This is a genomic window from Leucobacter sp. USCH14 (assembly GCF_037619215.1).
GTDB lineage: Bacteria > Actinomycetota > Actinomycetes > Actinomycetales > Microbacteriaceae > Leucobacter.
This window is the reverse complement of the sequence record NZ_JAQPZP010000007.1, coordinates 13,859-39,644: the sequence shown is the minus strand read 5'-3', so window position 1 is coordinate 39,644 and position 25,786 is coordinate 13,859. Positions and strand designations below refer to the sequence as shown.

Genomic DNA, 25,786 nt, shown 5'->3' with positions numbered 1-25,786 from the left:
ACAGCGTACCCTGCGGTGCAGCACCCCGGAATCGGGGCCCTCGATCGAGCGTTCGGCTGCGTGTGGGAGACTAGACGCTGCGTCACCTCGACTCGACGCGTCACCCACTTCGCAGGGAGCATTCACTACAGCATGTGCGGCATCGTCGGTATCGTCTCGTCCGAACCCGTCAACCAGCAGATCTACGACAGCCTCCTGCTGCTGCAGCACCGCGGCCAGGACTCGACGGGCATCGCGACGCTCGACGGCGACTTCTTCCACATGGTGAAGGCCAAGGGCCAGGTGCGCGAGGCCTACCGCACCCGCGACATGCGCAGCCTCATGGGCAACGTCGGTCTCGGCCACGTGCGCTATGCGACGCGCGGCTCCGCGGCCGCCGAGGACGAGGCGCAGCCGTTCTACGTGGGCGCCCCGTACGGCATCATCCTCGTGCACAACGGCAACCTGACGAACACCCGCGAGCTCACCGCCGACCTGTACAACGTCGACCGGCGTCACCTCAACACGCACTCCGACACGGAGCTGCTGCTCAACGTGCTGGCCAACGAGCTGCAGTCGACCATCAGCGGGCTGTCGCTCGACGCCGAGCAGGTCTTCGCAGCGGTCTCGCGCGTGCACGAGCGTGTCGAGGGGTCGTATGCGGCGATCGCGCTCATCGCGGGCTACGGTCTCCTGGCCTTCCGCGATCCGTTCGGCATCCGCCCGCTCGTGCTCGGTCGCCGCACCGGCGCGAATGGCGGCGACGAGTGGGTCGTCGCCTCGGAGTCGCTGGTGCTCGAGTCGGGCGGGTACGAGCGCGTGCGCGACGTCGAGCCCGGCGAGGCGATCCTCATCTCCCCCGACGGCACGATGACGTCGCAGCAGTGCTCCACCGAGACCCGGCTCGTTCCGTGCGCGTTCGAGTACATCTATCTCGCCCGCCCCGACTCCGTGCTCAGCGGCATCTCCGTGTACGAAGCGCGTCTGCGCCTGGGGGACGTGCTCGCCGAGCAGGTGCAGGCGGAACTGCCCGGCGTCGAGATCGACGTGGTCATGCCGATCCCCGATTCCGGCCGGCCGAGCGCGATGCAGCTCGCGCAGCGTCTGGGCGTGCCCTATCGCGAGGGATTCTTCAAGAACCACTACGTCGGCCGCACGTTCATCATGCCGGGCCAGGCCGTGCGCAAGCGCAGCGTGCGTCAGAAGCTCAACGCGATGAGCTCGGAGTTCGCGGGCAAGAACGTGCTGCTCGTCGACGATTCGATCGTGCGCGGCACCACGTCGCGCGAGATCGTCGAGATGGCTCGCGCTGCGGGAGCGAAGTCGGTCATCTTCGCGTCGGCCGCCCCGCCCGTGGTCTTCCCGCATGTCTACGGCATCAACATGCCGTCGCGCAGCGAACTCATCGCTCACCAGCGCACGACCGGCGAGATCGCCGCCGAGCTGAACGCCGACCACCTCGTCTACATGAGCGTCGAGGGCATGAACCGCGCGATTCTCGCGGGGCAGGATCGCGTCACCGAACTCGAGCAGAGCTGCTTCACCGGCGAGTACATCACGGGCAGCGTCGACGAGGAGTACCTCTCCTGGGTCGAGGCCACGCAGGAGAGCTGAGACGCCGGTGAACTGAGGCGTCCCCCTCCGACCGCTTCACGACGAAACCCCCTGCCCTCGCGTGCGCGAGCAGGGGGTTTCGTCTCGGGGCGAGCGAGCGTCAGCGCTTCGGATTCTCCGGATCGACCGGGCTCTCCGGTGCCGGCGGAGGGACCTGCTGCGACCCGGGCACCTCAGGGGGCGTCGGGTGCTGCGGAGCCGCGGGGGCGGCCGGCGGCGTCGCCGGGCGCTCGGGCTCGGTCGGGCTCTTCTGCTCGGTCGAAGACGTCGGTGCTGCGGGTCCGGCATCGTCGCCGGAGCCGTCGCGATCCGAACTGACCTCCTTGCGCAGAATCTTCATCGACTGCCCCAGGCTCCTCGCGAGCCCGGGAAGCTTGGGAGCGCCGAACAACAGCAGCACGATGAACAGGATGACGATCAACGTCGGCCCTGAGAGGTTGCCGATCATGGAAAGCAGGCTCCGATCGTTGCGGCGAGACGCTTAGGAAGCGTCCGTCTTGGTGTTGGAGGGGGTCGCCTCCGCGGACTTCTCGGCGTCGCTGCCGACCTCCTTGCGAAGGATCTTCATCGACTGGCCGAGGCTCTTCGCCAGCGCCGGCAGCTTCGGAGCGCCGAACATCAGCAGAATGATGAAGAGGATCGCAACGAGGTGCATCCCTGTGAGGTTACCGAGCATGGCAGTTTCTCCGAATCGTCGTTGAGTGATTATCGCACGTCGGACTGGATGGCGATACCGGTACCGCGCCTGCGCCGCGCCGCGAACCCGAGCAGGATCGCGAAGAGGCTGCCGAGGCCGGCGCCGATGGCCGCGCCGATGAGTGCCATGAACCCGACGATCTGCCCGAGCGTGTACTCGGCTCCCTCCTCGATCGGGAAGAACAGGCACGCGATCATGGCGATGAGCGCCCCTGCGACGAGACCGCCGATGACGATGCGCCCCACCCGCACGGAGCGCTCGATGGTGACTTCGCGCTGCGTCACCTCGACGACGGGCTCGCGCTCGACGGATACGGCGTCCTCTGGTGCGGCGGGCGCGGGTGCCGTGCTCGCGGGTTCGGCGTCGGCGGGCTCCCGTGCAGGAAGGCCCGTCGGAAGATCGGACTGAGTCATACCTCTAGTGTCTCAGCTTCGACTGGGTGCTCGCGCACGAGCGGGAGCAGCCCGACGAGCGCTGCGCGCGAACCCGAGGCGATGACCCGCGAGTCGTCCACCGCGCTGCTCCAGTCCACGTCGCCGCAGGCGAGCGCGATCCAGGTCTCCGCATCGGTTTCGATCACGTTCGGCGGAGTGCCGCGCGTGTGCTTCGGGCCGCTGACGCACTGCGTCGCGCCGTAGGGCGGCACGCGCACCTCGACGGTGTTGCCGGGCGCCCGCTCGGCGAGTTCCTCGAGCAGGTAGCGCACCGCCGTCGCAACATCGGTGCGCGCCGTGCTCCCCGACCGCACGGCGGCCAGGGCTGCGCGCCCGTCCTCGATGGAAATCCTCCGCTTCGCCACGGTTCCAGCCTATCCGCGCTTCGGTAGTCTGGAGGGCGTGAAGATCCTCGTCCTGGGCCCCGGCGCCCGAGAACACGCCATCGTCCTCGCCCTCCTCGCGGAGGGCGCCGATCACGAGATCGTCTGCGCCCCAGGCAACGCGGGCATCGCTGCGAGCGGGGTCGAGACGCCCGAGCTCGCGTACACCGACCCCGAGGCAGTCGCCTCGTTCGTGCAGGATCGCGCATTCGATCTCGTGGTGATCGGCCCCGAGGCGCCGCTCGTCGCGGGAGTGGCGGATCCGCTGCGCGCTGCAGGGGTTCCCGTGTTCGGCCCCGACCGAGCCGCCGCGCAGCTCGAGGGTTCGAAGGCGTTCGCCAAGCGGGTCATGGAAGAGGCCCGAGTGCCCACCGGCCGCGCCTCCCGGGTCACGTCGGTCGAAGCCGCAGGCGCGGTGCTCGACGAGTACGGTGCGCCGTACGTGGTGAAGGCCGACGGCTTGGCCGCCGGCAAGGGAGTGCTCGTGACCGAGGATCGCGACGCTGCGCTCGCGCACGTGGCGACCTGGGCCCCGCACGGGGAGGTGCTCATCGAGGAGTTCCTCGACGGGCAGGAGGTGTCGCTCTTCTTCTTCGCCGACGGGCACGACGTGCTGCCGCTGAGCCCTGCGCAGGACTACAAGCGCATCTACGACGGAGACGCGGGCCCGAACACGGGCGGCATGGGCGCCTACTCGCCGCTCCCGTGGGTCGCCGACGACTTCGTCGCGGAGATCACCCGCACCGTCGCTCTGCCCACGGTGCGGCAGCTCGAATCCGAGGGCACCCCGTTCGTCGGGCTGCTCTACTGCGGGCTGATCGTCACCGAGAAGGGCGTGCGCGTCATCGAGTTCAACGCGCGCTTCGGCGACCCCGAGACGCAGGTGGTACTCGCGCGGCTCGAGTCGCCGCTCAGCCGCTACCTCCTGGCTGCGGCGAACGGCGCGCTGGCCGCCGCGCCCGAACCCGAGTTCTCCTCCGACCCCGCTGTGATCGTCGTGGTCGCGAGCGAGGGCTACCCCGGCGACGTGGTCACCGGCCGCACGATCACCGGGATCGAGGAGGCGGCCGCTCTCGACGGCGTGCATGTGGTGCACGCCGCGACCGCGCGGAGCGAAGACGGCGGGTGGATCGCGACGGGCGGGCGCGTGCTCGGCGTCGTCGCGCGCGGAGCCGACTTCTCCGAGGCCCGCGACCGCGCGTATGCGGGCGTCTCGAAGATCTCGCTCGAGGGCGGCCAGTCGCGCACGGACATCGCGGCCCGCGTCGCCTGACGGACCTCGAGCTGTTCGGGCGCGCTCGCTTGTACCGCTAGTTGCCGCGGATCAGCGTGTCGAAGTCGGGCTCGTCCGGTTCGTCCGTCTCATCGGGCTCGTCAGCCTGATCGGGCTCGTCAGCCTGTTCGGGCTCGTCCGACTGATCGGTGCGGCCGCTCCCGCTCGCGTCGGGGAGCTCGGAGCGATCGATCTGGAGCGTCTGGTCGAGGTCCTGCTCGGGCACGAGTTCCTCGGAGTCGTCGGCCACGACCTCGGCGGGGCGTTCGATCGGCTGCCCCTCGGCGTCATCAGTCGGGACGACCGCAACGGGGCCCGTCTCGAGCTCCGGAAGGTCGCCGACCGCCGGCTCGGCCTCCAGCTCGATCTCGGCCTGACCGTCAGTCGCTGCCGACGGCGACTCCGGGGCGCCGTCGACGTCTCCGTCGTCGAGTTCGCCGTCGAGCTCGGGCGCCGCGACCTCCAGTGCGCCGGCGGCACCGGCTCCAGCAGCAGCTCCGGCGCCAGCCGCAGCACCGGCTCCGCCCTCCGCCGCCTCGCCGCCCGCAGCGGGCGTCTCCCGCTCGCCGAATACGCCGGCGGCCTGCGCGGCCTCGAGCGCCGACGTGAGATCGCGCAGCAGCACCTGCCACCCCTCCTGGGAGGCCGCCGCTCGCTCGCTCGCCGCGGGCAGGGCGTCGAAGCCCGTCTCCGTGACGGTGATGCCGGTGTCAAGCCCCTGAGTGCGCAGCGTGATCAGCACCGCGGTGTCGCGCTCATCGCCCGCCTCGCGCCACGTGAAGCCGACCGCATGGCCGTCGACCCACACGTCGATGGTGCCCGAGGCGTCGCGGCTGACCGCCGCATCCCCCTCGCCTTCGGACCACTGCTCCGCGACAGCGCCGCCCACGCGCGCCTCGAGCTGCAGCTCGGGCCACCACTCGGCCCGGCGATCCGGCTCCACGAGATACGTCCAGGCAGCGGCTCGCGCGACGCCCACTCGACTCCGCGCTACCACAGGCCCCAGCGGGATCATACTTCTCCTCAAGGTCACTCGTGCCGGCGTTCTCGACCGGCCGCGGATGCTCGGCTCGCGCACGAGTCTCCGCCTTTCTCCGAGCGTAGCGCCACCCCCTGACAATCGGGCGCGGACGAGCTGCCTTTCGGAGTATTGCCGCCGGAATCGAGATGTTGCAGCACGTCCGGCGATCCTGCGTCCTCGCGCACGTGCGCATGGCGCGCAGTGCGAGAATGATCGGGTGACCACACTCCCCGCATCCACGCAGCTCGCCGGCTGGCGCCACATCTACTCGGGCAAGGTTCGCGACCTCTACACGCCCGCCGACGGCTCCGCCGCGCATCTGCTCGTCGTCGCGAGCAATCGCGTGAGCGCCTTCGACCACGTGCTCGAACCGCCGATCCCGGGCAAGGGCGCGCTGCTCACGGCGCTGTCGAACTGGTGGTTCTCGCGCATCGACCTCGCGAATCACCTCGTCGCCGACGCGGCCGAGGCGCCGGCGGTGCCCGACGAGGTCGCCGATCGCGCGATGCTGACGCGCAAGCTGGAGATGCACCCGATCGAATGCGTCGTGCGGGGCGCGCTCACCGGGTCGGGTTTCGCCGAGTACCAGCGCACCGGAGCGGTCTGCGGCATCGAGCTGCCCGAGGGGCTGAGCGACGGCGACCTGCTCGACGAACCGATCTACACCCCCGCCTACAAGGCGCCGCTCGGCGAGCACGACGAGAACATCACGTTCGAGCGCAGCGTCGAGCTCGTGGGCGCCGAGGTCGCCTCCGCGCTGCGCGACGCCTCGCTGCAGATCTTCACCGCCGCACGTGAGCTCGCGGCGGCGCGCGGCGTGGTGCTCGCCGATACGAAGTTCGAGTTCGGGCGCGACCCGGGCACCGGCGAGCTCGTGCTCGCCGACGAGGTGCTCACGAGCGATTCCTCGCGGTACTGGGACGCATCGGTGTACCACGACACGACGCTCCCCCGGAAGGATCGCCTCGCCTCCTTCGACAAGCAGATCGTGCGCAACTGGCTGTCGGAGCACTGGGACGGGGCGGGCGAACCTCCCGTGCTGCCCGAAGCGATCGTCGCGCAGACGTACGAGCGGTACCGCGAGCTCTACGTGCGGCTGACCGGCGGAGAGCCGCCGTACTCGCCCGTCGCCGTCTGAACGGCCGAGCGATCCGACACCTCGCGATCCGTGCGAGAATATTCAGGAGCTTCACCACGAGAAACGGAGACCCCGGGTGCCCACGATTGTCGTTGATGTCATGCCCAAGGCCGAGCTGCTCGACCCGCAGGGCAAGGCCACCACGGGGGCGCTCGCTCGTCTCGGCCACGAGAAGTTCGAGAACGTGCGCATCGGTAAGCGGTTCGAGTTCCAGGTCGCCGGCGAGGTGACCGACGCGGTACTCGCCGAGGTGCGCCAGGTCGCCGACGACATCCTGTCGAACGGGGTCATCGAGGACGTCGTCGCGATCAGCGTCGACGGCGTCCAGGTCGCCGACGCGCCCGCTGCCGACGCGCTCGCCGGCGAGGCCCGCTGATGCCGCGGATCGGGGTCGTCACCTTCCCCGGCTCCCTCGACGACCGCGACGCGCAGCGCGCGATTCGCCGCGCCGACGGCGAACCGGTGGAGCTCTGGCACGCCGACCACGACCTGCAGGACGTGGAGGCGATCGTGCTGCCCGGCGGTTTCAGCTACGGCGATTACCTGCGCCCCGGAGCCATTGCAGCGGTCTCGCCCATCATGACCGAGGTCGTCGCCGCCGCGAACCGAGGGCTGCCCGTTCTGGGCATCTGCAACGGGTTCCAGGTGCTCGTGGAGGCGCACCTGCTGCCGGGCGGGCTCATCCGCAACGCGCATCAGCAGTTCATCCGCCGCGACCAGAGACTGATCGTGGAGAACGCCGACACGGCGTGGACGCACCGCTTCCAGCCGGGCGAGGAGATCGTCATCCCGCTGAAGAACGGCGACGGCGGCTATATCGCGAACGAGGAGACCCTGAAGTACCTCGAGGGCGAAGGGCTCATCGCGTTCCGCTACGCCGGTGTGAACCCGAACGGATCGCTGAACGACATCGCAGGGCTCACGAACGAGCGCGGCAACGTGGTCGGCCTCATGCCCCACCCCGAGCACGCGGTGGAGGCCGGCTTCGGCCCCGACATGCCCGAGGCCATGCGATCCGGCACCGACGGCCTGCGCTTCTTCGAGAGCGCCGTCGAGGCGCTCGTCGCGCGCGCAGCCTGAACGGCGCTGCCGAGGCGACTCGGGGACGGCACCCCTAGGCCGTGACTCGCGCGAGGTCGAGGCCGTATGACAGGACGCGCAGCGGCCCGATGTCGCGCTCGATCGTGAACTCGCGCTCCGGAATCTGCACGAAGCCGAGCCGCTCGTACAGGCGCTGCGCAGAGATCATCTGCTCGCCCGTGTGCAGCACGACGCGGTCGAGTCCGCGTCTCCGCGCGAGCTCGGCGGCGTGCCGCATGATCGCCTCACCCACGCCTCGTCCGCGAGCAGCGCGCGAGACGCCGAGCAGGCGCACGTCGAACTCGTTCTCGGCGGTGTCGTCGATCAGCCGCTCTCCCGGTCTCGGTGCCGTGATCGAGCCGAGCAGATCTCCGCTCGCCCGGTCGACGGCGACGAGCACTTCGGAGATCTGATCGCGCCCCGCGACGTCCTCGATCTCGGCGAGGTACTCGTCGTTCAGCGTGTAGTCGCCTTCGTAGGCGGCGCGCACCATGGCGCCCACCGGGGCGTACTCCTCGGGGCGCACACGTCGAATCTCAATCGTTTCCTGCACCCCGGAAGCCTACTCCTCTGCGGGTGCGCGCACCTCTGCGGCTGCGCGAGCCGCGTCGGGGAGCGCCTCGATGATGCGCGCGAGTGCAGCGTCGTCGTGCGCGGCAGTGACGAACCACGCCTCGAACGCGCTCGGCGGCAGGTTCACTCCGCGCTCGAGCATCGCGTGGAAGAACGCGCGATGCGCCGCGACGTTCTGCCGCTGCACCTCCGCGTACCCGCGCGGCGCCGAGGGGAATGCGCCGAACAGCACGCTGAACAGCGTGCCGGCCCGCTGCACGCGGTGGGGCACCCCCGCGTCCTCGAGGGCCGCCGTCACCGCACCGGTGAGCACGTCGGCGGCGTGCGACAGACGGGCGTACGCCGCGTCGTCGGCGTGCTGCAGGGTGGTGAGTCCCGCGGCGACGGCGAGCGGGTTCCCCGACAGCGTCCCCGCTTGATACACGGGTCCGAGCGGAGCGAGCAGCTCCATCAGCTCGGCGCGTCCGCCGAGCGCGGCGAGCGGCAGGCCTCCCCCGACGACCTTGCCGAAGGTCAGCAGATCGGGTGCCACGCCCGGGGCGACACGATCCTGCTCGATGCCCCAGAACCCCGAGGGCCCGGCCCGGAACCCGGTGAGCACCTCGTCCAGGATGACGAGGGCGCCGTGCGCGTGCGCGAGCCGGATCATTGCCTCGGTGAATCCGGGCATCGGCGGCAGCACGCCCATGTTCGCGGCGGCGGACTCGGCGATGACGGCGGCGATGCGGTCGCCGTGCTCGGCGAAGGCGGCTTCGAGCGCGTCGAGGTCGTTGTACGGCAGCACCAGCGTCTGCCCGGCGGTCTCGGGGGTCACCCCGGCCGACCCCGGCATCGCGAGCGTCGCGAGCCCCGACCCCGCCTCGGCCAGCAGGCCGTCCGAGTGGCCGTGGTAGTGCCCTGCGAACTTGATGATGAGGGGCCGCTGCGTCGCGCCGCGGGCGATGCGGATCGCCGTCATCGTCGCCTCCGTACCCGTCGAGACGAGCCGCACTCGCTCGATCACCGGCACGCGCGCGATGATCTCTTCGGCGAGCTCGGCCTCCTGCGGCACCGATGCCCCGAAGCCGAGGCCGCGCGCGGCCGCCTGCTGCACGGCGTCGACGACGGCGGGGTGCGCGTGCCCGAGCAGCGCCGGCCCCCACGATGCTACGAGGTCGACGTATTCGTTGCCGTCGACATCCGTGACGTACGGGCCGGAGCCGGAGACGAGGAAGCGGGGGGTGCCTCCGACAGACCCGAACGCGCGCACCGGCGAGTTCACGCCGCCGGGAATCACGCGTGCGGCGCGCTCGGACAGCGCGGCGCTCGCGGCGGCTTCGGGGTGGGGAATGAGGTGCGCGTTCATCGGTTCCATCCTGCGATCTCGGTTGCGAAGTAGGTGAGTACGGTGTCGGCTCCGGCGCGCTTGATGCTCACCACCGATTCCTCGATGGCGCGCTCGCGATCGATCCAGCCGTTCGCTGCGGCCGCTTCGATCATCGCAGCCTCCCCCGACACTTGATAGGCCCATACCGGCACGGGGCTGACCGCGGCGACGTCGGCGAGCACGTCGAGGTAGCTCATGGCGGGCTTCACCATGACGATGTCGGCGCCCTCGGCGAGATCGAGCTCGGCTTCGCGCACCCCTTCGCGGCGGTTGGCGGGATCCTGCTGATAGGTGCGGCGGTCTCCGACGAGCTGGGAGTCGACCGCCTCGCGGAAGGGCCCGTAGAACGCCGAGGCGTACTTCGCCGAGTAGGCGAGGATCGCCGTGTCGTGGAAGCCGTGCTCGTCGAGCGCGTCGCGCACCGAGGCGACCTGGCCGTCCATCATTCCCGAGAGCCCGAGCAGCGCGGAGCCCGCCTCCGCCTGGGCGAGCGCCATGGCCCGGTATCGTTCGAGCGTCGCGTCGTTGTCGACGACGATCTGGTCGCTGTCGGGCGAGGTGACGCGCAGCACGCCGCAGTGGCCGTGGTCCGTGAACTCGTCGAGGCAGAGGTCGGTCTGCACGACCAGGGCATCGCCCACCTCTTCGGCGATGGCGCGCGTCGCGACGTTGAGGATGCCGTCCGGATCGTCGGCCGCGCTGCCCACGGCGTCGCGCACCTCGGGCACGCCGAACAGCATGACGCCGCCGATCCCGGCCTCCGCCGCCTCTCCCGCGGCGCGGCGCAGGGAGTCGATCGTGTGCTGGTGGACGCCGGGCATCGAGGAGATCGCCTGGGGCTCGGAGATCCCCTCGCGCACGAAGAGCGGCAGCACGAGGTCCGCGGCGTGCAGGCGGGTCTCTGCGGTGAGGCGGCGCATCGCGCGGCTGGTGCGCAGGCGGCGCGGGCGAACGGTGGGAATCATGCTGGGCGACCTCCTGGGGTGCTCGGGAACAGTGCGTGAGAAACCCGATCGAGCAGGTTCGAGACGGTGTGCGGATCGGCGATGACGTCTGCGGCCAGGCCGTGCTCCGCGAGCGCGCGGCCGGACGGAGCGCCGATTGCGGCGAGCCGCACCCCGGGCGGCAGCGGCGCGAAGCGACGCGCGACCTCGCGCGCACCCGAAGCGCTGAGCACGAGGATCACGTCGACCTCGCCTGCGCGCACGCTCGCCTCGACCGAGGTGTCGCGGGGGGCCGGGAGCGTGCGATACGCGGTCACCCGGTCGACCCGGTGCCCGGCGCGCTCGAGCGCCGTCTCGAGGGTTCGGTCGGCGAGCTCGGAGACAGGCAGGAGGAATCGCAGCGCGGCATCGGTCGGGAGTTCGAGCAGCGCCTCGACGAGACCGACCGCCGAGTAGTCGGAGGACGGTGCGAGAGCGGGGTCGAAGCCGCGCGCCCGGAGAGCGTCAGCCGTTGCGGGGCCGACCGCGGCGACGCGCGGATCTCCCGGCCGAGAGGCTTCCGGTGCTGCCGCTCCGGCGGCCGCGAAGGCATCGGCGGCGTTCGCGCTCGTCACCAGCAGCCACTCGTATTCTCCCCGGTTCCACGCCGCCGCAGCAGCCTCGAGCGGGGCCGGATCGGACGGCGGGGCGATCTCCGTGAGCGGTGCCTGCACGGGCAGTCCGCCCCGCGCCCGCACTTCCGCGGCGTCGCGCTCGCCGGCGGCGCCGCCGCGGGTGACGAGCACGCGCGCTCCCCCGAGCATGGAGGCGTGCGGATCGCCCGGCCTCGATGCGGCGGGCGCGGTCCCAGCGGAGCGGGCCGCGCGATCCTCGTCCGTCATGCCCCGCCCCCGAGCGGCGCGAGCTCCGCGGCTCCGTTCTCGAGCAGCTCCGCGGCGACCCGACGCCCGAGCTCGGCGGGCACCTCGGCCACCGGCACCTCGACGTCTGCGGCGGTGCCGCTCCACGGCAGGGCGGCCTCGGCGGTCAGCTGCTCGGAGCCGTCGACAAGGTAGACCACTGCGCGCAGTCGAAGGGCATCGCCCTCGATCTCGGCGGTAGCCCCGATCGGGGCGGCACACCCCGCTTCGAGTGTGGCGAGCAGCGCCCGCTCGGCGAGCGCGGTGGCGCGCCCCTCGGCGTCGTCGAGTGCCGCGAGGGCGGCGACGTACGGCTCGGTGGTCGCGTCGGCCTCGCGCACCTCGATCGCCAGCGCGCCCTGGCCGGGAGCTGCGGGAACGTCGGTCAGGGGGAAGCGCTCGGTGATGGCGGTCGCTCGCCCGAGCCGGTCGAGGCCCGCAGCAGCGAGCACGACGGCGTCGAGATCCACGCCCACACGACCGAGGCGGGTGTCGACGTTGCCGCGCAGATCGTGCACCTCGATGTCTGCACGGCGCGCGCGCAGCTGCGCCGCGCGCCGCGGCGAACCGGTGCCAACGCGTGCGCCCTCCGGAAGATCGACGAGCGTGAGGCCGTCGCGCGCGCACAACGCGTCGCGCGCATCCGCGCGCGCCGGAACCGCGCCGAGCACGATGCCCGGGCAGGCGCCCGTCGGCAGATCCTTGAGCGAGTGCACGGCCAGATCGCACTCGCCCGCGAGGAGCGCATCTCGAAGCGCGCTCACGAAGACGCCGGTGCCGCCGAGCTGCGACAGCGGAGCGCGGGTCACGTCGCCGTGCGTCGTGACGATGACGAGAGCGACGTCGAGGCCCGTGGCCGTCGCGATCTGCTCGGCGACCATCGTCGTCTGCGAGACGGCGAGGGCGCTTCCGCGAGTTCCGACGCGCAGCAGCCCCGGCGCGGCCGCAAGCGGCGCGTCGGAGCGGAAGACGCGGCCGGACGAGGTGGGAAGCGATGCGTTCATGTCGAGGAGTCTTTCGGGTCGATTCATCAGTGTGAGACGGCGGTGAGGGCCGCGACGGCGGCTTCGCGCGCGCCCTGCACGATCGCGGCGAGGCCGGTTCCGCTCACCCAGTCGCCAGCGAGCGTGACGCCGGGCGGTGCGACGACGGGGCGGGCATCGCGCGATCCGGGCGGGTGGCCCATGCGCCACGTGCAGCGCACCAGGTCGACGACCGTATCGGCGCGGATGTCGATGCCGAGGATGCGAGACGCGTCGTAGCGGGCGATGCTGCGCACCTCGGCGTCGTCGAGCCCGACCGTTTCGGGTGCCGAGCCCGCACGTCCGTACGAGAGGCGCACGATGTGCCGCCCCGGCCCGGCTTCGCGGGCGCGCTCGGGCCACTTCGCGGTCACGTGCGTGAGCGCCTTCGCCAGGATCGGGGCGGCCTCGCCCCCGCGCTTCGATGCCGCCCCGACCGCGTCGCGTGCGACGAGCGCGCCGGTGCCGCGCGGTGCACGATCGAGGCGCGGATCGTCGATCGCGAGCGCGACGACCTCGATGCGATCGGTCGTCTGCCCGGCAGTGCCGCTCTCGCCGACGAGGCGTCGAGCCACATTCTCGGGGACCGCCAGCACGACGCCGTCGACTTCCGCGAGCACGGCATCGTCGTCGCCGAGCAGCCGCCAGGCATGCGCGGTGTCGTGCACGGCCGAGGGCTCCTGCAGTCGTCGCACCTTCGCACCCCGACGCACGGTGACGCCGAGCCGAGCAAGATCGGCTTCGAGTCCGGCGATCAGCTGCGTCATCCCGCCGCGAAGCCCCGCGACCGCCCCGCCCGCTGCAGCTTGTCCACCGCGCACGTCGCGAGCCGCCGCGATGAGCGTGCCCCGCTTCGCGAACGCATCGGCGAGTCCGGGCACCGTGGTCACGCCGAGCCGATCAGGGTCGGACGAGTAGACGCCGAGCGCGACGGGCCGCACCAGCCGGTGCAGGGCGCGCGATCCCAACCGAGCGCGCACGAGCTCGGCGAGGGAGGCCGCGTCGCGCCCGATGCTCCGCGGCAGCAGCGGTTCGATCGCGGCCCGCAGCGCGCCCGGCGCGCCCAGCGCGCGAACGGTCGCGCGGGAGAGCGGGGCGGCCGGGATTCCAAGCGTTCCGGCGGCGGGCAGCGGGATCGATCGCGGTCCGTCGATCACCCAGGAACCGAGCGGAGCGGGCCGAACGATCTGATCGGTCATGCCGAGATCGTCGATCAGTGCCGCAACGGTGCCGCCCCGTGTGGCGAACGATTCGGCTCCGATGTCGATGGTCACACCGGCGATCGAGGCGCCGCGGATGCGACCTCCGAGGCGATCGGCGCCCTCGATCACGACGACGTCAGCGCCCGAGACGGCGAGTTCGCGCGCCGCAGTGAGCCCTGAGACCCCTCCGCCGACGACCGCGATGCGCGGGCGCCGAGAGTCAGGCTCCATGCGCGAGCGCGACGATGCGGGTGAGCACGTCGGGGTCGGTCTCCGGCGGCACGCCGTGACCGAGGTTCAGCACGTGAGCGGGGGCGCTCCGGCCCTGGCGGAGCACATCGGCGACGTGGGCCTCGAGCACCTCGGGAGCAGCGCCGAGGAAGGCGGGGTCGATGTTTCCCTGCAGGGGCATCCGGCCGCCGAGCCGGCGGTTGGCCTCTTCGAGCGGCGTGCGCCAGTCGACGCCGAGCGCATCCACGCCGACCTCGGCGAGCTCCTCGAGCAGGTGGCCCGAGCCGACCGCGAAGTGGATGATCGGAACGGCGCGCGTTTCGGCGGCGTACCCCTCGCCGGCGGCGAAGCCGAGCCGGCGCACCGGCTCCAGCGTGCGCCGCGACGCGGGTGCGACGCGCTCGCGGTAGTCGGTCGGCGACAGCGATCCCGCCCAGGAATCGAACAGCTGCACGGCGCTCGCGCCCGCCTCGACCTGCGCTTCGAGGAACACTCCGCAGAGATCGGCGACCCAGTCGAGCAGCGCGGCCCAGGTCTCGGGGTCGGAGTGCATGAGTGTGCGCGCGCGCAGATGGTCGCGCGACGGGCCGCCCTCCACGAGATACGCGGCGAGCGTGAACGGAGCACCGGTGAACCCGATGAGCGGCGTGCTGCCCAGCACATCGGCGGTGAGGCGCACCGCTTCGCGCACCGGGTCGAGCGCGGCACGAAGACGCTCGGGCGTGAACTCCTCGCGAACCCGAGCGACATCCGCGGCGGTGCGCACCGGGTTCGCGAACACGGGACCGCGCCCGGCGACCAGATCGACGTCGACACCGACCAGCTTCATCGGCACCACGATGTCGCTGAAGAACACCGCGGCGTCGACACCGTGCCGGCGCACCGGCTGCAGGGTGATCTCGCTGGCGAGGTCGGGGGTCAGGCACGCATCGAGCATCCGGTGATCGGCGCGGATGGCGCGGTACTCGGGCAGGGAGCGACCGGCCTGACGCATGAACCAGACCGGCGTAGACTCGGGGCGGTCGCCCCTGAGGGCTCGGATCAATGGTGCGTCGCCCGTTCGGCCGGTGACGAGCGGGTGCGAAGCTGGGAGGAAGTTCATCGGTCGAGATGCTAGCTTATAGATCTGATGTGTCACATCTGATGTGTTCAGATTCGAGCGAAACGCCGCGCGAAACATCCACGAATCCCCGATCAGAAAACGTATCGATTATCTATGCTGCTGTGCCTCTCCTTCGATCACCGCGGGTGCTCCTTCCCTCTGCTGGAGCGCCTCACCGGGCGCACCCGGGAGATCACCGACGCGTTGACCGCCGCGCCTGATCTGGAGGGCGTCGTCGTGCTGTCGACGTGCAACCGATTCGAGGTGTACGCCCAGGCCGCTCATGACACGAGCAACGCCGTCGTCGAGCAGATCTCCGAGACCGCGGGCGTGCCGGTCTCGTCGCTCTCGATGGCCGCTGACGTGGAGCTGGATCACCGCGCCGCCGAGCACCTCTTCGCCGTCGCTTCGGGGCTCAAGTCCGCCGTGGTCGGCGAGGAGGAGATCGCTGGGCAGGTGCGCCGCGCGCACGTCGAAGCACGCGAGCGCGGAACCATGACCAATCACCTCGAGCGCCTCTTCCAGACGGCGACGCGCACCTCGCGCACGGTGAAGCATCGCACCGAGATCCACTCGCAGGGGCGCTCGCTCGTGCGCCTCGCCCTCCGCCTCGCGGAGAGCCGCGTGCCCGTGTGGGAGGAGGCGCGAGTGCTCCTGATCGGCACGGGGGCCTACGCGGGAGCGACCATCGCGGCGCTGCGCTCCCGGGGCGCGGAGCGCATCAGCGTCCATTCGCCCTCGGGCCGAGCGGCCGACTACGCAGCGCGGCACGAGCTCACTGCCGTCGACCCCGCCGATCTGCGCAGCGCGCTCGACGACGCCGACATCATCATCGCGTGCAGCCGCACCGAGGAGCCGCTGCTCACCGAGGCCGACTTCACCGAGGCCGACTTCACCGAGGCCGACTTCACCGAGGCCGACTTCACTGACGCCGACTCCGCTCCGCGCGCCTCGCGCCTCCTCATCGACCTCGGCATGCCCCGCAACATCGATCCTGCGGTGACGCGCATCGACGGCATCGAGCTGCTCGACCTCGAGACGGTCGCGAAGCACGCCCCGATCACCGAGCTCAGCACCGAGCACGAGGCGCTGGAGATCGTGCACGACGCGGCTGTCGAGTTCGGCGCTTCGCAGGCGGAGCGCGACACCCTCCCCGTACTGCTGGCGCTCCGCGGGCACGTCAACGCGATTCTCGAGGAGGAGCTCTGCCGCGCCAGGCGATCGGGCGACGAGGACGACGAGGCGACCTCCGCCGATGTGGAGGCCGCGCTGCGTCGACTCACGGGCCGCCTGCTGCACGCGCCCACCACGCGCATCCGCTCCCTCGGGCGCGAGGGCCGAGCGTCGGAGGCGTCCGACGCGCTCTCCGCCCTCTTCGGCCTGGAATCGGCGGATCGCGCCTGAGCCGACGAACGGGGCGAGGCCCCGCCGGGCGCAGTCGCGCTGAAACGCTGCGGCGCTCGGACGCATCCGGATCCCGACCCTGTTACGGGCGGTAGTAGATCGCGACGCGAGAACCTCCGTGCTCCACGACCTCGACCGGTGTGTCGAACACGCGCTGCAGCACCTCGGGCGTGAAGACCTCGTCGGGGGTGCCCGACGCGACCACGTGCCCGTCGGCGAGCGCCACGATGCGGTCGGCGTAGGCCGCTGCGAAGTTCACGTCGTGGATGACGAGCACGACGGTCTTGCCCAGCGCATCCGCCGCGGCGCGCACCTGCCCCATCATCGACACGGCGTGACGCATGTCGAGCCCGGTGAGCGGCTCGTCCAGCAGTACGTAATCCGTGTCCTGCGCGAGCACCATCGCCACGAACGCCCGCTGCCGCTGCCCACCCGAGAGCTCGTCGATGAAGCGGTGCTCCATCGCCGTGAGGTCGAGGAACTCGATGGCCGACGTGATCGCCTCGACATCGGCCGCGGTGATGCGCCCCGCCGAGTGCGGAAACCGCCCGAAGGTGACGAGCTGCCGCACGGTGAGGCGCGACATGAAGTGATTCTCCTGCCGCAGGATCGAGACCGCACGCGCCAGCTCGCGCGGCTTCGCGGTGCGCACGTCGAGATCGCCGATCGTGACCCGGCCCGAGTCGGCGTCGAGCAGGCGCCCGATGATGGTGAGCATGGTCGACTTGCCGGCGCCGTTCGGCCCGATCAGCGCGGTGACGCCGCCCCGCTCGATGGAGAGGTCGATCGGACCGAGCACCCGGTGCCCGGCGTAGTGCTTCGCGACATCGGTGAGCGCGATCATGCGCGGTCTCCGGTCGCCGGGCGAATGGTGCGACGGCTCATCAGCGGAGCCCCTTTCTCAGCAGGATGGCGAGGAACAGCAGTCCGCCCGCGAATTCGATGATCACGGTGACGAGCCCCGCGGCGGCGAACACGTGCTTGAGCACGAACGTGGCGCCGAGCAGTGTGACGAGGGCCACCCCGATCGCGAGCGGGAGGGTCTCGGCGTGGCGATCCTCTCGCGTGAACTGGTACGCGATCGTAGCGACGAGGAATCCGAAGAACGTCATCGGGCCCACCATCGTCGCCGACACCGAGATGAGCACCGCGACGGTCACGAGGATCAGCACGACCTCTCTGCGGTACGCGACCCCGAGCCCGGTCGCCACGTCCCGCCCCAGCGCGACGACGTCGAAGACGCGGCGGCGACGCCACACGACGACCAGCACGATCGCGACGATGGCTCCCGCGATGGGCAGGTAGTCGGGGTTGCCCCTGCCGATGCTGCCGAAGAGGCGCGCGCTCAGCACGTCGAACTCGCTCGGGGTGAGCAGGCGCTGCATGAAGGTCGACAGCGAGCCGAACCCGATGCCCAGCACCACGCCCACGAGCAGCAGCAGGTGCAGGTTCGCGCGCTTCCCCGAGAAGAGCCACCCGTAGAGCAGCGTCGCGAACGCGATCATGAGGAGGCTCTGCGCGATGATCTTCGGAATCCCCTCCATGCCGACCGCGGCCATGCCGAAGACGAAGACGAGCGCCGTCTGCGAGAGCACGTACAGGGCGTCGAATCCGAGGATCGACGGGGTGAGGATCCGATTCGCGGTCGCCGTGTGGAAGAGGACGGTCGCGACCGCCTGGCACACCGAGACGAGCACGATCGTGCCGAGCGAGGTGAGCCGGGAGTCCACGATGATCCAGAAGCCGGCGGAGCCTGGCGCAGCGGGATTGCCGTACACCAGAATCGCGGCCGCGAGCACGATGGCCGCGACTCCGACGACGAGCAGCGGGCGATGCGTGCGGAACCACGCGGCGCTCGAGCCCTCGCGGCGGATCGCGCTCGCCGCCGACGCATCGGCCGCCGTGCCGCGAAGCCCGCTACGCACTGCGCCGCCTGAGCAGAATCGTGATGAAGGCCACTGACCCGACAATGCCGAGCACCATCGACACCGGAACCTCGAAGGGCATGCGCACCGTGCGGCCGATCAGATCGCATGCGGTCACGAGCGCGATTCCGCCCAGGCACACCCAGGGCAGATTGCTGCGCACGTGATCGCCGCGGATCATCGCCACGACGTTGGGCACCACGAGACCCAGGAACGGCAGAAAGCCGACGACGACGGTCGTCACCCCGGCGGCCACCGCCACGAGCGCCGTGCCCGCCACCAGCACCACCTCGTAGCGCACGCCGACGCTCGTCGCCACGTCTTTGCCGAGACCGGCCACCGTGAGGCGGTCGGCGAGGATGAACACCAGGAGCGTGACGATGCCGACCACCCACAGCACCTCGTACCGGCCCCGCACCACCGACGTGAAACTGCCCATGAACCAGGTGCCGATCATCTGCAGCAGGTTGAACTGCGCGGCGAGGAACGTGGTCAGCGCACTCACCACGGCGCCCAGCATGATGCCGATGAGCGGCACGACCAGCGTGGTGCGAATGACGATGCGGCGGAGGATCGCCATGAACACCAGGGTTCCCACGAACGCCGAGAGGCTCGCGATCACCATGCGACCCACCAGGCCGACCTGCGGCGCGATCAGCACGGTGAGCAGGAGCCCGAGTGCCGCCCACTCCGTGGTGCCCGAGGTCGTCGCATCGACGAAGCGGTTCTGCGTGAGCATCTGCATCACCAGACCGCTCGTCGCGAGGGCCGCACCCGCAAGCACCAGCGCGAGGGTGCGGGGCACTCGGGTGATCCAGAACATCTCGCCGCCGCGCTCGCCACCCGCGATGTCGTACGCTCCGATGAGCAGCGACGCGGCGAGCAGAGCCGCCACGACGACGATCGCGACGATCAGCGCGATCGAGCTCCTCCAGCGAGAACGACGAGCGGGGCCCGCACCCTCGGTGCGAGCCCCGTCGACGACCGCCGGGGCGGCCTGCTGCGTCACGCTCATGCGCCGGCGAACGCCTCCTGCAGCTGCTCGAACAGCCCGGTGTACGCCTGGATGTCCTCGGTCAGGTAGAAGTCGGAGTCGAGGTACACGATCTGATCCTCTTCGACTGCCGTGACGCCCTGCAGCGCCTCGGAGCCGGCGATCAGCTCATCGGCCGGCACCGCGCCCGGCTCGGGTTCGGCGAACGACGCATCGCGATCCAGTACGACGATCCAGTCGGGGTTCGCCTCGGCGATCGCCTCGACGCTGATGTCGTCGCCGTGAGACGTGTCTTCGGCCTCCTGCTCGATCGCGGGCGCCAGGTCGAGGGCCGAGAACACGGGCCCGACGCTGCGGCCGGTCACCGGAGCGGCGAACTCGATCTTGCCGCCGGAGGTGATGAGGCCGATGACCGTGTCGGTTCCGTTGTAGGCATCCTTCGCGTCTGCGATCGACTGGTCGAACTCGGAGGTGATCTCGGCGGCTTCGTCTTCGCGGTCGAAGATCTGGCCGAGGATCTCGGTCTCGCGCTTGAGCTCCTCCATCGGGTCCTCGCCGTCGCGGGGCGCGATCTCGATCACCGTGGCGTCGGGATTCTGCTCGACGATGGTGTCGTACGATTCCGAGAACCGGTAGCCGCCAATGATGAGGTCGGGCTGCGCGGCGACGATCGCCTCGAGGTTCGGCTCGCGGTGCGTGCCGACGTCTGCGACCTCCGCGTCGTCGGTGTAGTCGGGCCACGCCGTGCCCATGATGCCCTTCGGAGCGGCGACGAGCGGCACGCCCCACTCGTCGAGGGTCTCGAACACGTGGTTGTCGAGCGCGACGACGCGTTCGGGGTTCACCGGCACCTCGACTTCGCCGTAGTTGTCGGTGACGGTCACCGTCGTCTCGCTCGACGCCGACTGCTCGGTGTCGGCTTCCGCGGCGGGAGCGCATGCCGACAGTGCGAGGGCGGCGGTCGCAGCGAGGGCGGTGAATGCCGTGCTGCGCAACATCTTGGTGGACACGATGGCTGCTCTTTTCGTCTCGGGTCTCATCGATCTGCGCCGAACGCGAAGTCGGATCGCAGTGGTCGCGCGGTGGAGCGCGGGCCGCGAGTTAGCCTAGCCAATGTTTCATCTGATGTTCAACCGAGGGCGGCTTCGCCGACGCGCTTCACGCCGACTTCCTCCAGGTCGGAGGGACTTTCTGGAGCGCGGGAAAACGCCGCCTGCAACACACAGAACATCTCCCGGATCCGAAACTCGGACCCGGGAGATGGAGACGCTCGAGTGCTTACCGCGCGTGCGGCGGGCGCGGGGCGCCCGGCACGGAGAAGTCGGGCTGGCCGTCGGGCCCCGCCGGAATCGGACGACCGTCCGCGAAGGTCGGCCAGGGAAGCAGTTCGGAAGTGCCACTCGGCTGCTGCGGCTGCGGCTGCCGCGCGGGTGCGGTGGGCTGCTGCTGCGCGGGTGCGGGAGCCTGCTGCTGCGCCGTCGCGGCGGGCTGCTGCTGCGCGGGCGCCGGCTGATGAGGCTGGTGCTGCAGAGCCTGCGGGCGATGCTGCTGAGCACGCCCATGCGACTGCTGCGCGACGTACGGGGCGGGGCCGCTCTGGCGGGCACCACGGGCCGCTCGGGCGGCTTCGCGCTCATCCGCGCCGAAGAACCAGCGCAGCAGGAGCGTGATCGAGAGACCGAGCGCGGTGAGGATCAGGATCGCCGTGGCGATCTTCCAGTACATGTCGGGCACGTGCAGGTCGAAGGCATCGATGCCGACCGGCGCGGTGAAGAGGATCCCCGAGAGTACCGCCAGCACGCTCGTCACGAAGGCGAATCGAGTGATGGTCTCGGAGTGCTGCGACCCCATCCGGAGCAGAAGCTGAGCGCACAGGATGACGAGCCGCGTGACGAGGATCACGAAGACCGACTTCCAGAAGATCTCCCACAGCAGCGAGTACGGGTTGTACGGCGTCATCCAGATGACGATCATCAGGAGGCCGAGAATGTAGGCGTTCGCGATGAGCGCGACCGGGGCGTACCATTCCGACTTCTGCTCGCGGCGCGTATCGAGCGCGGTGAAGATGACGAACACCGCGAACAGTGCGAACGTGGAGAAGACGCGCTCGAACTTGCCCTGGAAATCCCCGATGAACAGCAACGAGATGGACGCCACGGTCAGGCCCGCGAGCAGGATAATGCTGACCTTCAGAAACGTCGACAGCTTGCGCTGCTGGTTCTCCGGACGCGAGGTCGGGCCGGAGGCCTGCCGGGCGCCGTTCGGCGAGAACGACGGAGCCTGCGTCTGATCGCTCGGCTGCGGAACGGGCGTCTGGCCTGCTGCGTGAGTATTCGGATCGCTCATGGCGTTCAGTCTCCCCTGATCTGCTGACAAACTCCACCCTAGACCGTCCGCCGTTTGAGCCCGGGAATACCCCGCAGAACGCAGGAGCAGCACGGCACTGGGCGGGTTGCACGACCGCGTAGACTGAATCCCGTACGTTCGGCGCTCCCGTGCGCCGAAACCGACCCCGATCCACGGAGCACATCGAGCGTGACAGACATCGACGCCACCCAGAGCGGTCCCCGCCCCGACACGGTCGCCGATGCGATCGCGACGCCCGAGAAGGAGCAGCCGTTCGGCGCTCTCGGGTTGAAGCCGGACGAGTACGAGCGGATCCGCGAGATCCTCGGCCGCCGCCCCACTTCGGGCGAGCTCGCCATGTACTCGGTCATGTGGTCGGAGCACTGCTCCTACAAGTCGTCGAAGATCTACCTGCGCCAGTTCGGCAAGAAGGTCAACGACAAGATGCGCGAGCGCCTGCTCGTCGGCATGGGCGAGAACGCCGGCGTCATCGACATCGGCGAGGGCTGGGCGGTGACCTTCAAGGTCGAGAGCCACAACCACCCCTCGTACATCGAGCCGTTCCAGGGCGCGGCGACCGGTGTCGGCGGCATCATCCGCGACATCATCTCGATGGGCGCGCGTCCCGTCGCCGTGATGGACCAGCTCCGCTTCGGCGCCATCGACGACCCCGACACGGCCCGTGTCGTGCACGGCGTCGTCTCGGGCATCTCCTCGTACGCGAACTGCCTCGGCCTCCCGAATCTGGGCGGCGAGACCGTGTTCGACGGCGTGTACCAGGCGAACCCGCTCGTCAACGCGCTCGGCGTCGGAGTGCTGCGCCACGAGGATCTGCACCTCGCGAATGCCTCGGGCACGGGCAACAAGGTCGTGCTCTTCGGCGCGCGCACCGGTGGCGACGGCATCGGCGGCGCGTCGATCCTCGCCTCCGACAGCTTCAGCGAGGGCGGGCCGACGAAGCGGCCGGCGGTGCAGGTCGGCGATCCATTCGCCGAGAAGGTGCTCATCGAGTGCTGCCTCGAGCTCTTCCGCGACGAACTCGTCGAGGGCATTCAGGATCTGGGAGCCGCGGGCATCTCGTGCGCGACCTCCGAGCTCGCGGCGAACGGCGACGGCGGCATGTTCATCGAGCTCGACAGCGTGCTGCTGCGCGACCCCTCGCTCACCGCGGAGGAGATCCTCATGTCGGAGAGCCAGGAGCGCATGATGGCGGTCGTGCACCTCGACAAGCTCGACGCGTTCCTCGCCGTCACCGCGAAGTGGGACGTCGAGACGAGCGTGCTCGGCGAGGTCACCGACACCGGCCGACTCGTCATCAACTGGCGCGGAGAGGAGATCGTCAACGTCGATCCCTCGACCGTGGCCGTCGACGGCCCGGTCTACGAGCGCCCCGTCGAGTACCCCGCATGGATCGATGCGTTGCAGGCCTCGGGCGTGAACGCCTCGGGCCTCTCGCGATCCGACGCCGGCGACGACCTGCGCGCGCAGATGATTGCCGTCGCCGCTTCGCCGAACCAGGCAGACGTGTCGTGGGTCACGAATCAGTACGACAAGTACGTGCTCGGCAACACCGCGCTCGCGTTCCCCGACGGCGCCGGCATGATCCGCGTCGATGAGGAGAGCGGCCTCGGCGTTGCGATCGCGACGGACGCGAACGGACGCTACTGCCAGCTCGATCCGTACGTCGGGTCCCAGCTCGCACTCGCGGAGGCCTACCGCAACGTCGCCACGTCGGGCGCGGTGCCGACCGCGGTGACCGACTGCCTGAACTTCGGCAGCCCCGAGAACCCCGAGGTCATGTGGCAGTTCTCGCGCGCGGTCGAGGGACTCTCGGACGCCTGCCTCGAGCTCGAGGTGCCCGTCACCGGCGGCAACGTCTCGCTGTACAACCAGACCGGCGACACCCCGATTCACCCGACGCCCGTCGTGGGCGTGCTCGGCATCATCGACGACGTCGCACGACGCGTGCCGAGCGGTTGGCAGGATCAGGGCGAGCACCTCTACCTGCTCGGCGTCACCCGCGACGAGCTCGACGGATCGGCCTGGGCCGAGACCGTGCACGACCATCTCGGCGGACGCCCGCCCGTCGCATCGCTCGCTGACGAGCGCGCTCTCGCCGAGCTGCTGCATGCCGGCGCGCAGGGCGGGCTCATCTCAGGTGCGGTCGACCTGTCGGAGGGCGGCCTCGCTCAGGCACTCACCGACGGGGCGCTGCGCTTCGGCGTCGGAGCCCGCGTGTGGATCGACGAGATCATCTCCCGCGACGGCGTCGATGCGACCGCCGCGCTCTTCTCAGAATCGCAGGCGCGCGTGCTCGTCGCCGTGCCGCACGAGGAGGAGGTCAAGTTCCGCGGGCTCTGCTCGGGCCGCGACTTCCCGGTGCTGCGCATCGGTGTGACGGACGGCTCGGGTGCCGACGCCGCGATCGAGGTGCAGGATCGCTTCACGCTGCCGCTCTCGGAGCTCGGCGCGGCTTCGCGCGCCACCCTCCCCGCCCGCTTCGGCGCGGTCATCGGCTGAACGCACCGCGTTCGGCCGACGGCCGTGGTGGCGCCACAGCGCCAGCCCACGGAGCGAAGCGAGGGGTGGCGGTCATCGGCTGAACGCATCGCCCGCCCTGGCTCGGACGAGAGAACCGGTTTCGACGACACATCTTCTGCAGAGGAGGCCTCATCGAGGCCGGTTCTCCCACGGAATCCGGTGCTGCGTGCTCGCGCACGTGAGTCATGAATCCGCAGTACTCGTTCACCGTACTGAATGTGATTCTCTCCTCTACTCAAACGTTCATCTCCAGTCGCGGTGCGCGCGTTGATTGACTTCAATGTACTGAGGGGTGTGGCCGGCCTCCCCTGCACTGCACCCGACCCCGGCAGGAGAATCCGATGAGTCTTCGTCCATACACCCTTGTGGTTCCCGCCATGCTCTCCGCAACGCTCATGCTCACCGGCTGCACGGAGAGTAACGTTCCGAGTGAGAGCGCGCCGAAGCCGTCGAGTTCCGCCCCAACCGCCGCACCTGAAGAATCCGCCCCGGATGCGCAAGGTGATGCGTCCGCGAGCACAGACCTGCGCGACAGCGTTCCCGGGATCTCAATCGAAGAGGCGGTGGATGTCGCTCAAGCGTCGGCTCCCGGCGACCTGCAGTCGGTCGAACTCGCGTTCAGAAACGGCAACCTGGTCTATCGCGTCGAGATCGTCACCTCAGAGAACGAGGTTGAGAGCCTCGTGGATGGGACTGACGGTTCGGTGCTCGATACCCGCGTCGAGCGGCTGGAGCCCGACGATCGCCCCGACCCCGCAATCGCGCTTTCCGACGTCATCGATGCCGAGGCCGCAATGACGAGCGCGGCTACCCAGGTTGACCGACCGGTTGAACGGTGGTCGCTCGAGTACTCGGACGGCCGACTCGTGTACCAGGTGGATTTCCAGGGCACGGATCGCGAGGTCGTCGTCGACGCGTTCATGGGGGACGTGCTCGAGATCGACGACTAGGGACAATCCCGCACTCGAGCAGCCGGGAAGCTGCTCAGCGCGTGATGAACCCCGCGACCCGCCCCACTATGCGGGTATGGATCTCGTCGACGGGCAGGGTGGCATCGACGGTGAAGTATCGGTGCGGATCCGCCTTCGCGAGTGCACGGAATCCCTCCCGCACCGCGATGTGGAATGCGACATCCTCCGACTCGAGCCGATCGGCGGCGTCTCCTCGAGAACGGCGTCGCCCGGCGCTCGACTCGGGGTCGATGTCGAGCAGAATCGTGAGATCCGGCCAGAGACCACCCGCCGCCCACTCGCTGATGCGCCGCACCTCGTCGACCTCGAGCACGCGCCCCGCGCCCTGATAGGCGAGCGAGGAGTCGATGTAGCGATCCTGCACCACCACCGCGTCGCGGTCGAGCGCGGGCCGAACGACCTTCGAGACGTGCTGCGCGCGATCGGCGGCGTAGAGGAGGGCTTCGGCGCGCGCATCGACGGCACCGATCTCGTCCCCTCCGTGGAGCAGCAGACGGCGTACTTCGGCCCCGAGGCGGGTGCCGCCGGGTTCGCGGGTACGCACGACCTCGAGCCCGCGCCCCTCGAGCCACTGCTCGAGCAGCGCGGCCTGCGTGGTCTTGCCCGCGCCGTCTCCCCCTTCGAAGGTGATGAAGGTCCCGCTCATG

The 25,786-nt window shown here is 70.2% G+C and carries 26 protein-coding genes; 8 read left to right on the top strand and 18 right to left on the bottom strand.

From position 1 onward, the window contains the following. Positions 1 to 132 precede the first annotated feature (132 nt). Positions 133 to 1,593 (top strand): amidophosphoribosyltransferase, encoded by a 1,461-nt coding sequence (purF, locus tag PQI23_RS08650; RefSeq protein WP_339973576.1) that lies wholly within the window; start codon positions 133 to 135, stop codon positions 1,591 to 1,593. 100 nt (positions 1,594 to 1,693) lie between these two features. Here the strand turns inward: purF and PQI23_RS08645 are convergent, their stop codons facing one another. From PQI23_RS08645 to PQI23_RS08630, 4 genes are read right to left on the bottom strand one after another with little or no spacing between them, the layout of a single operon-like run. Next, a complete protein-coding gene (locus PQI23_RS08645) occupies positions 1,694 to 2,041 on the bottom strand; it encodes a Sec-independent protein translocase subunit TatA/TatB (protein WP_339973572.1) in 348 nt (115 codons plus the stop codon). Positions 2,042 to 2,074: 33 nt separating this feature from the next. After that, positions 2,075 to 2,248, bottom strand: a complete 174-nt coding sequence (locus PQI23_RS08640) for a twin-arginine translocase TatA/TatE family subunit (RefSeq protein WP_339973570.1) — start codon at positions 2,246 to 2,248, stop codon at positions 2,075 to 2,077. Positions 2,249 to 2,298: 50 nt separating this feature from the next. Beyond that, on the bottom strand, positions 2,299 to 2,703 hold the full coding sequence (locus PQI23_RS08635) for a hypothetical protein (RefSeq protein WP_339973568.1): 405 nt from the start codon (positions 2,701 to 2,703) through the stop codon (positions 2,299 to 2,301). Next, positions 2,700 to 3,089, bottom strand: coding sequence for a sterol carrier family protein (locus tag PQI23_RS08630; RefSeq protein WP_339973566.1), 390 nt, complete (start codon positions 3,087 to 3,089; stop codon positions 2,700 to 2,702). The genes PQI23_RS08635 and PQI23_RS08630 overlap by 4 nt, the downstream gene beginning before the upstream one ends. A gap of 37 nt (positions 3,090 to 3,126) precedes the next feature. Here PQI23_RS08630 and purD point away from each other — a divergent pair, with 37 nt between their 5' ends. Further along, entirely contained in the window at positions 3,127 to 4,380 is a 1,254-nt protein-coding gene (gene purD / locus PQI23_RS08625; protein WP_339973564.1) for a phosphoribosylamine--glycine ligase, read from the top strand. Between the two features lie 37 nt (positions 4,381 to 4,417). Here purD and PQI23_RS08620 read toward each other — a convergent pair whose 3' ends face one another. Beyond that, positions 4,418 to 5,359: an SRPBCC domain-containing protein gene (locus tag PQI23_RS08620; RefSeq protein ID WP_339973562.1), complete on the bottom strand. Its 942-nt coding sequence runs from the start codon at positions 5,357 to 5,359 to the stop codon at positions 4,418 to 4,420. A gap of 259 nt (positions 5,360 to 5,618) precedes the next feature. Here PQI23_RS08620 and PQI23_RS08615 point away from each other — a divergent pair, with 259 nt between their 5' ends. The 3 genes from PQI23_RS08615 (at position 5,619) to purQ (ending at position 7,619) form a co-directional block, all read left to right on the top strand. Further along, complete coding sequence (locus tag PQI23_RS08615; protein ID WP_339973560.1) at positions 5,619 to 6,539, top strand: phosphoribosylaminoimidazolesuccinocarboxamide synthase; 921 nt, start codon at positions 5,619 to 5,621, stop codon at positions 6,537 to 6,539. Between the two features lie 76 nt (positions 6,540 to 6,615). After that, on the top strand, positions 6,616 to 6,915 hold the full coding sequence (gene purS / locus PQI23_RS08610) for a phosphoribosylformylglycinamidine synthase subunit PurS (protein ID WP_339973558.1): 300 nt from the start codon (positions 6,616 to 6,618) through the stop codon (positions 6,913 to 6,915). Next, a complete protein-coding gene (gene purQ, locus PQI23_RS08605; RefSeq protein WP_339973802.1) occupies positions 6,912 to 7,619 on the top strand; it encodes a phosphoribosylformylglycinamidine synthase subunit PurQ in 708 nt (235 codons plus the stop codon). Before purS ends, purQ begins: the two co-directional genes overlap by 4 nt. A 34-nt stretch (positions 7,620 to 7,653) precedes the next feature. On the opposite strand, the gene PQI23_RS08600 is transcribed toward purQ, so the two are convergent. The 7 genes from PQI23_RS08600 to hemE are packed head-to-tail and all read right to left on the bottom strand — an operon-like array spanning position 7,654 to position 14,958. After that, the gene (locus PQI23_RS08600; RefSeq protein WP_339973556.1) at positions 7,654 to 8,172 is read right to left on the bottom strand and encodes a GNAT family N-acetyltransferase; all 519 of its coding nucleotides are present in this window, start codon (positions 8,170 to 8,172) and stop codon (positions 7,654 to 7,656) included. A 9-nt stretch (positions 8,173 to 8,181) separates the two neighbouring features. Beyond that, the gene (gene hemL, locus PQI23_RS08595; RefSeq protein ID WP_339973554.1) at positions 8,182 to 9,537 is read right to left on the bottom strand and encodes a glutamate-1-semialdehyde 2,1-aminomutase; all 1,356 of its coding nucleotides are present in this window, start codon (positions 9,535 to 9,537) and stop codon (positions 8,182 to 8,184) included. Continuing rightward, positions 9,534 to 10,523: a porphobilinogen synthase gene (gene hemB / locus PQI23_RS08590; protein WP_339973551.1), complete on the bottom strand. Its 990-nt coding sequence runs from the start codon at positions 10,521 to 10,523 to the stop codon at positions 9,534 to 9,536. The genes hemL and hemB overlap by 4 nt, the downstream gene beginning before the upstream one ends. Further along, positions 10,520 to 11,383 (bottom strand): uroporphyrinogen-III synthase, encoded by an 864-nt coding sequence (locus tag PQI23_RS08585; RefSeq protein ID WP_339973549.1) that lies wholly within the window; start codon positions 11,381 to 11,383, stop codon positions 10,520 to 10,522. The genes hemB and PQI23_RS08585 overlap by 4 nt, the downstream gene beginning before the upstream one ends. Next, a complete protein-coding gene (gene hemC, locus PQI23_RS08580) occupies positions 11,380 to 12,405 on the bottom strand; it encodes a hydroxymethylbilane synthase (RefSeq protein ID WP_339973547.1) in 1,026 nt (341 codons plus the stop codon). The genes PQI23_RS08585 and hemC overlap by 4 nt, the downstream gene beginning before the upstream one ends. A gap of 26 nt (positions 12,406 to 12,431) precedes the next feature. After that, positions 12,432 to 13,856, bottom strand: coding sequence for a protoporphyrinogen oxidase (hemG, locus tag PQI23_RS08575; protein ID WP_339973545.1), 1,425 nt, complete (start codon positions 13,854 to 13,856; stop codon positions 12,432 to 12,434). Beyond that, positions 13,846 to 14,958, bottom strand: coding sequence for a uroporphyrinogen decarboxylase (gene hemE, locus PQI23_RS08570; protein WP_339973543.1), 1,113 nt, complete (start codon positions 14,956 to 14,958; stop codon positions 13,846 to 13,848). The genes hemG and hemE overlap by 11 nt, the downstream gene beginning before the upstream one ends. Before the next feature lie 114 nt (positions 14,959 to 15,072). Between hemE and PQI23_RS08565 the strand changes: the two genes are divergently transcribed. Next, positions 15,073 to 16,362, top strand: coding sequence for a glutamyl-tRNA reductase (locus PQI23_RS08565; protein WP_339973541.1), 1,290 nt, complete (start codon positions 15,073 to 15,075; stop codon positions 16,360 to 16,362). A gap of 82 nt (positions 16,363 to 16,444) precedes the next feature. On the opposite strand, the gene PQI23_RS08560 is transcribed toward PQI23_RS08565, so the two are convergent. From PQI23_RS08560 to PQI23_RS08540, 5 genes are all read right to left on the bottom strand, one after another. Continuing rightward, positions 16,445 to 17,206, bottom strand: a complete 762-nt coding sequence (locus PQI23_RS08560) for an iron ABC transporter ATP-binding protein (RefSeq protein ID WP_339973539.1) — start codon at positions 17,204 to 17,206, stop codon at positions 16,445 to 16,447. 40 nt (positions 17,207 to 17,246) lie between these two features. Continuing rightward, entirely contained in the window at positions 17,247 to 18,287 is a 1,041-nt protein-coding gene (locus tag PQI23_RS08555) for an iron chelate uptake ABC transporter family permease subunit (protein ID WP_339973536.1), read from the bottom strand. Continuing rightward, positions 18,280 to 19,302: an iron chelate uptake ABC transporter family permease subunit gene (locus PQI23_RS08550; protein ID WP_339973534.1), complete on the bottom strand. Its 1,023-nt coding sequence runs from the start codon at positions 19,300 to 19,302 to the stop codon at positions 18,280 to 18,282. Before PQI23_RS08550 ends, PQI23_RS08555 begins: the two co-directional genes overlap by 8 nt. Beyond that, complete coding sequence (locus PQI23_RS08545; protein ID WP_339973532.1) at positions 19,299 to 20,291, bottom strand: siderophore ABC transporter substrate-binding protein; 993 nt, start codon at positions 20,289 to 20,291, stop codon at positions 19,299 to 19,301. The genes PQI23_RS08550 and PQI23_RS08545 overlap by 4 nt, the downstream gene beginning before the upstream one ends. 268 nt (positions 20,292 to 20,559) lie before the next feature. Further along, positions 20,560 to 21,627, bottom strand: coding sequence for a hypothetical protein (locus tag PQI23_RS08540; RefSeq protein WP_339973529.1), 1,068 nt, complete (start codon positions 21,625 to 21,627; stop codon positions 20,560 to 20,562). A 189-nt stretch (positions 21,628 to 21,816) separates the two neighbouring features. Here PQI23_RS08540 and purL point away from each other — a divergent pair, with 189 nt between their 5' ends. Together purL and PQI23_RS08530 are read left to right on the top strand one after the other, a co-directional pair. Then, positions 21,817 to 24,147, top strand: coding sequence for a phosphoribosylformylglycinamidine synthase subunit PurL (gene purL / locus PQI23_RS08535; RefSeq protein WP_339973527.1), 2,331 nt, complete (start codon positions 21,817 to 21,819; stop codon positions 24,145 to 24,147). A gap of 362 nt (positions 24,148 to 24,509) precedes the next feature. After that, entirely contained in the window at positions 24,510 to 25,118 is a 609-nt protein-coding gene (locus PQI23_RS08530) for a PepSY domain-containing protein (RefSeq protein ID WP_339973525.1), read from the top strand. A gap of 34 nt (positions 25,119 to 25,152) precedes the next feature. Here the strand turns inward: PQI23_RS08530 and tmk are convergent, their stop codons facing one another. After that, a complete protein-coding gene (gene tmk, locus PQI23_RS08525) occupies positions 25,153 to 25,785 on the bottom strand; it encodes a dTMP kinase (RefSeq protein WP_339973523.1) in 633 nt (210 codons plus the stop codon). Between the last annotated feature and the right edge of the window lies 1 nt (position 25,786).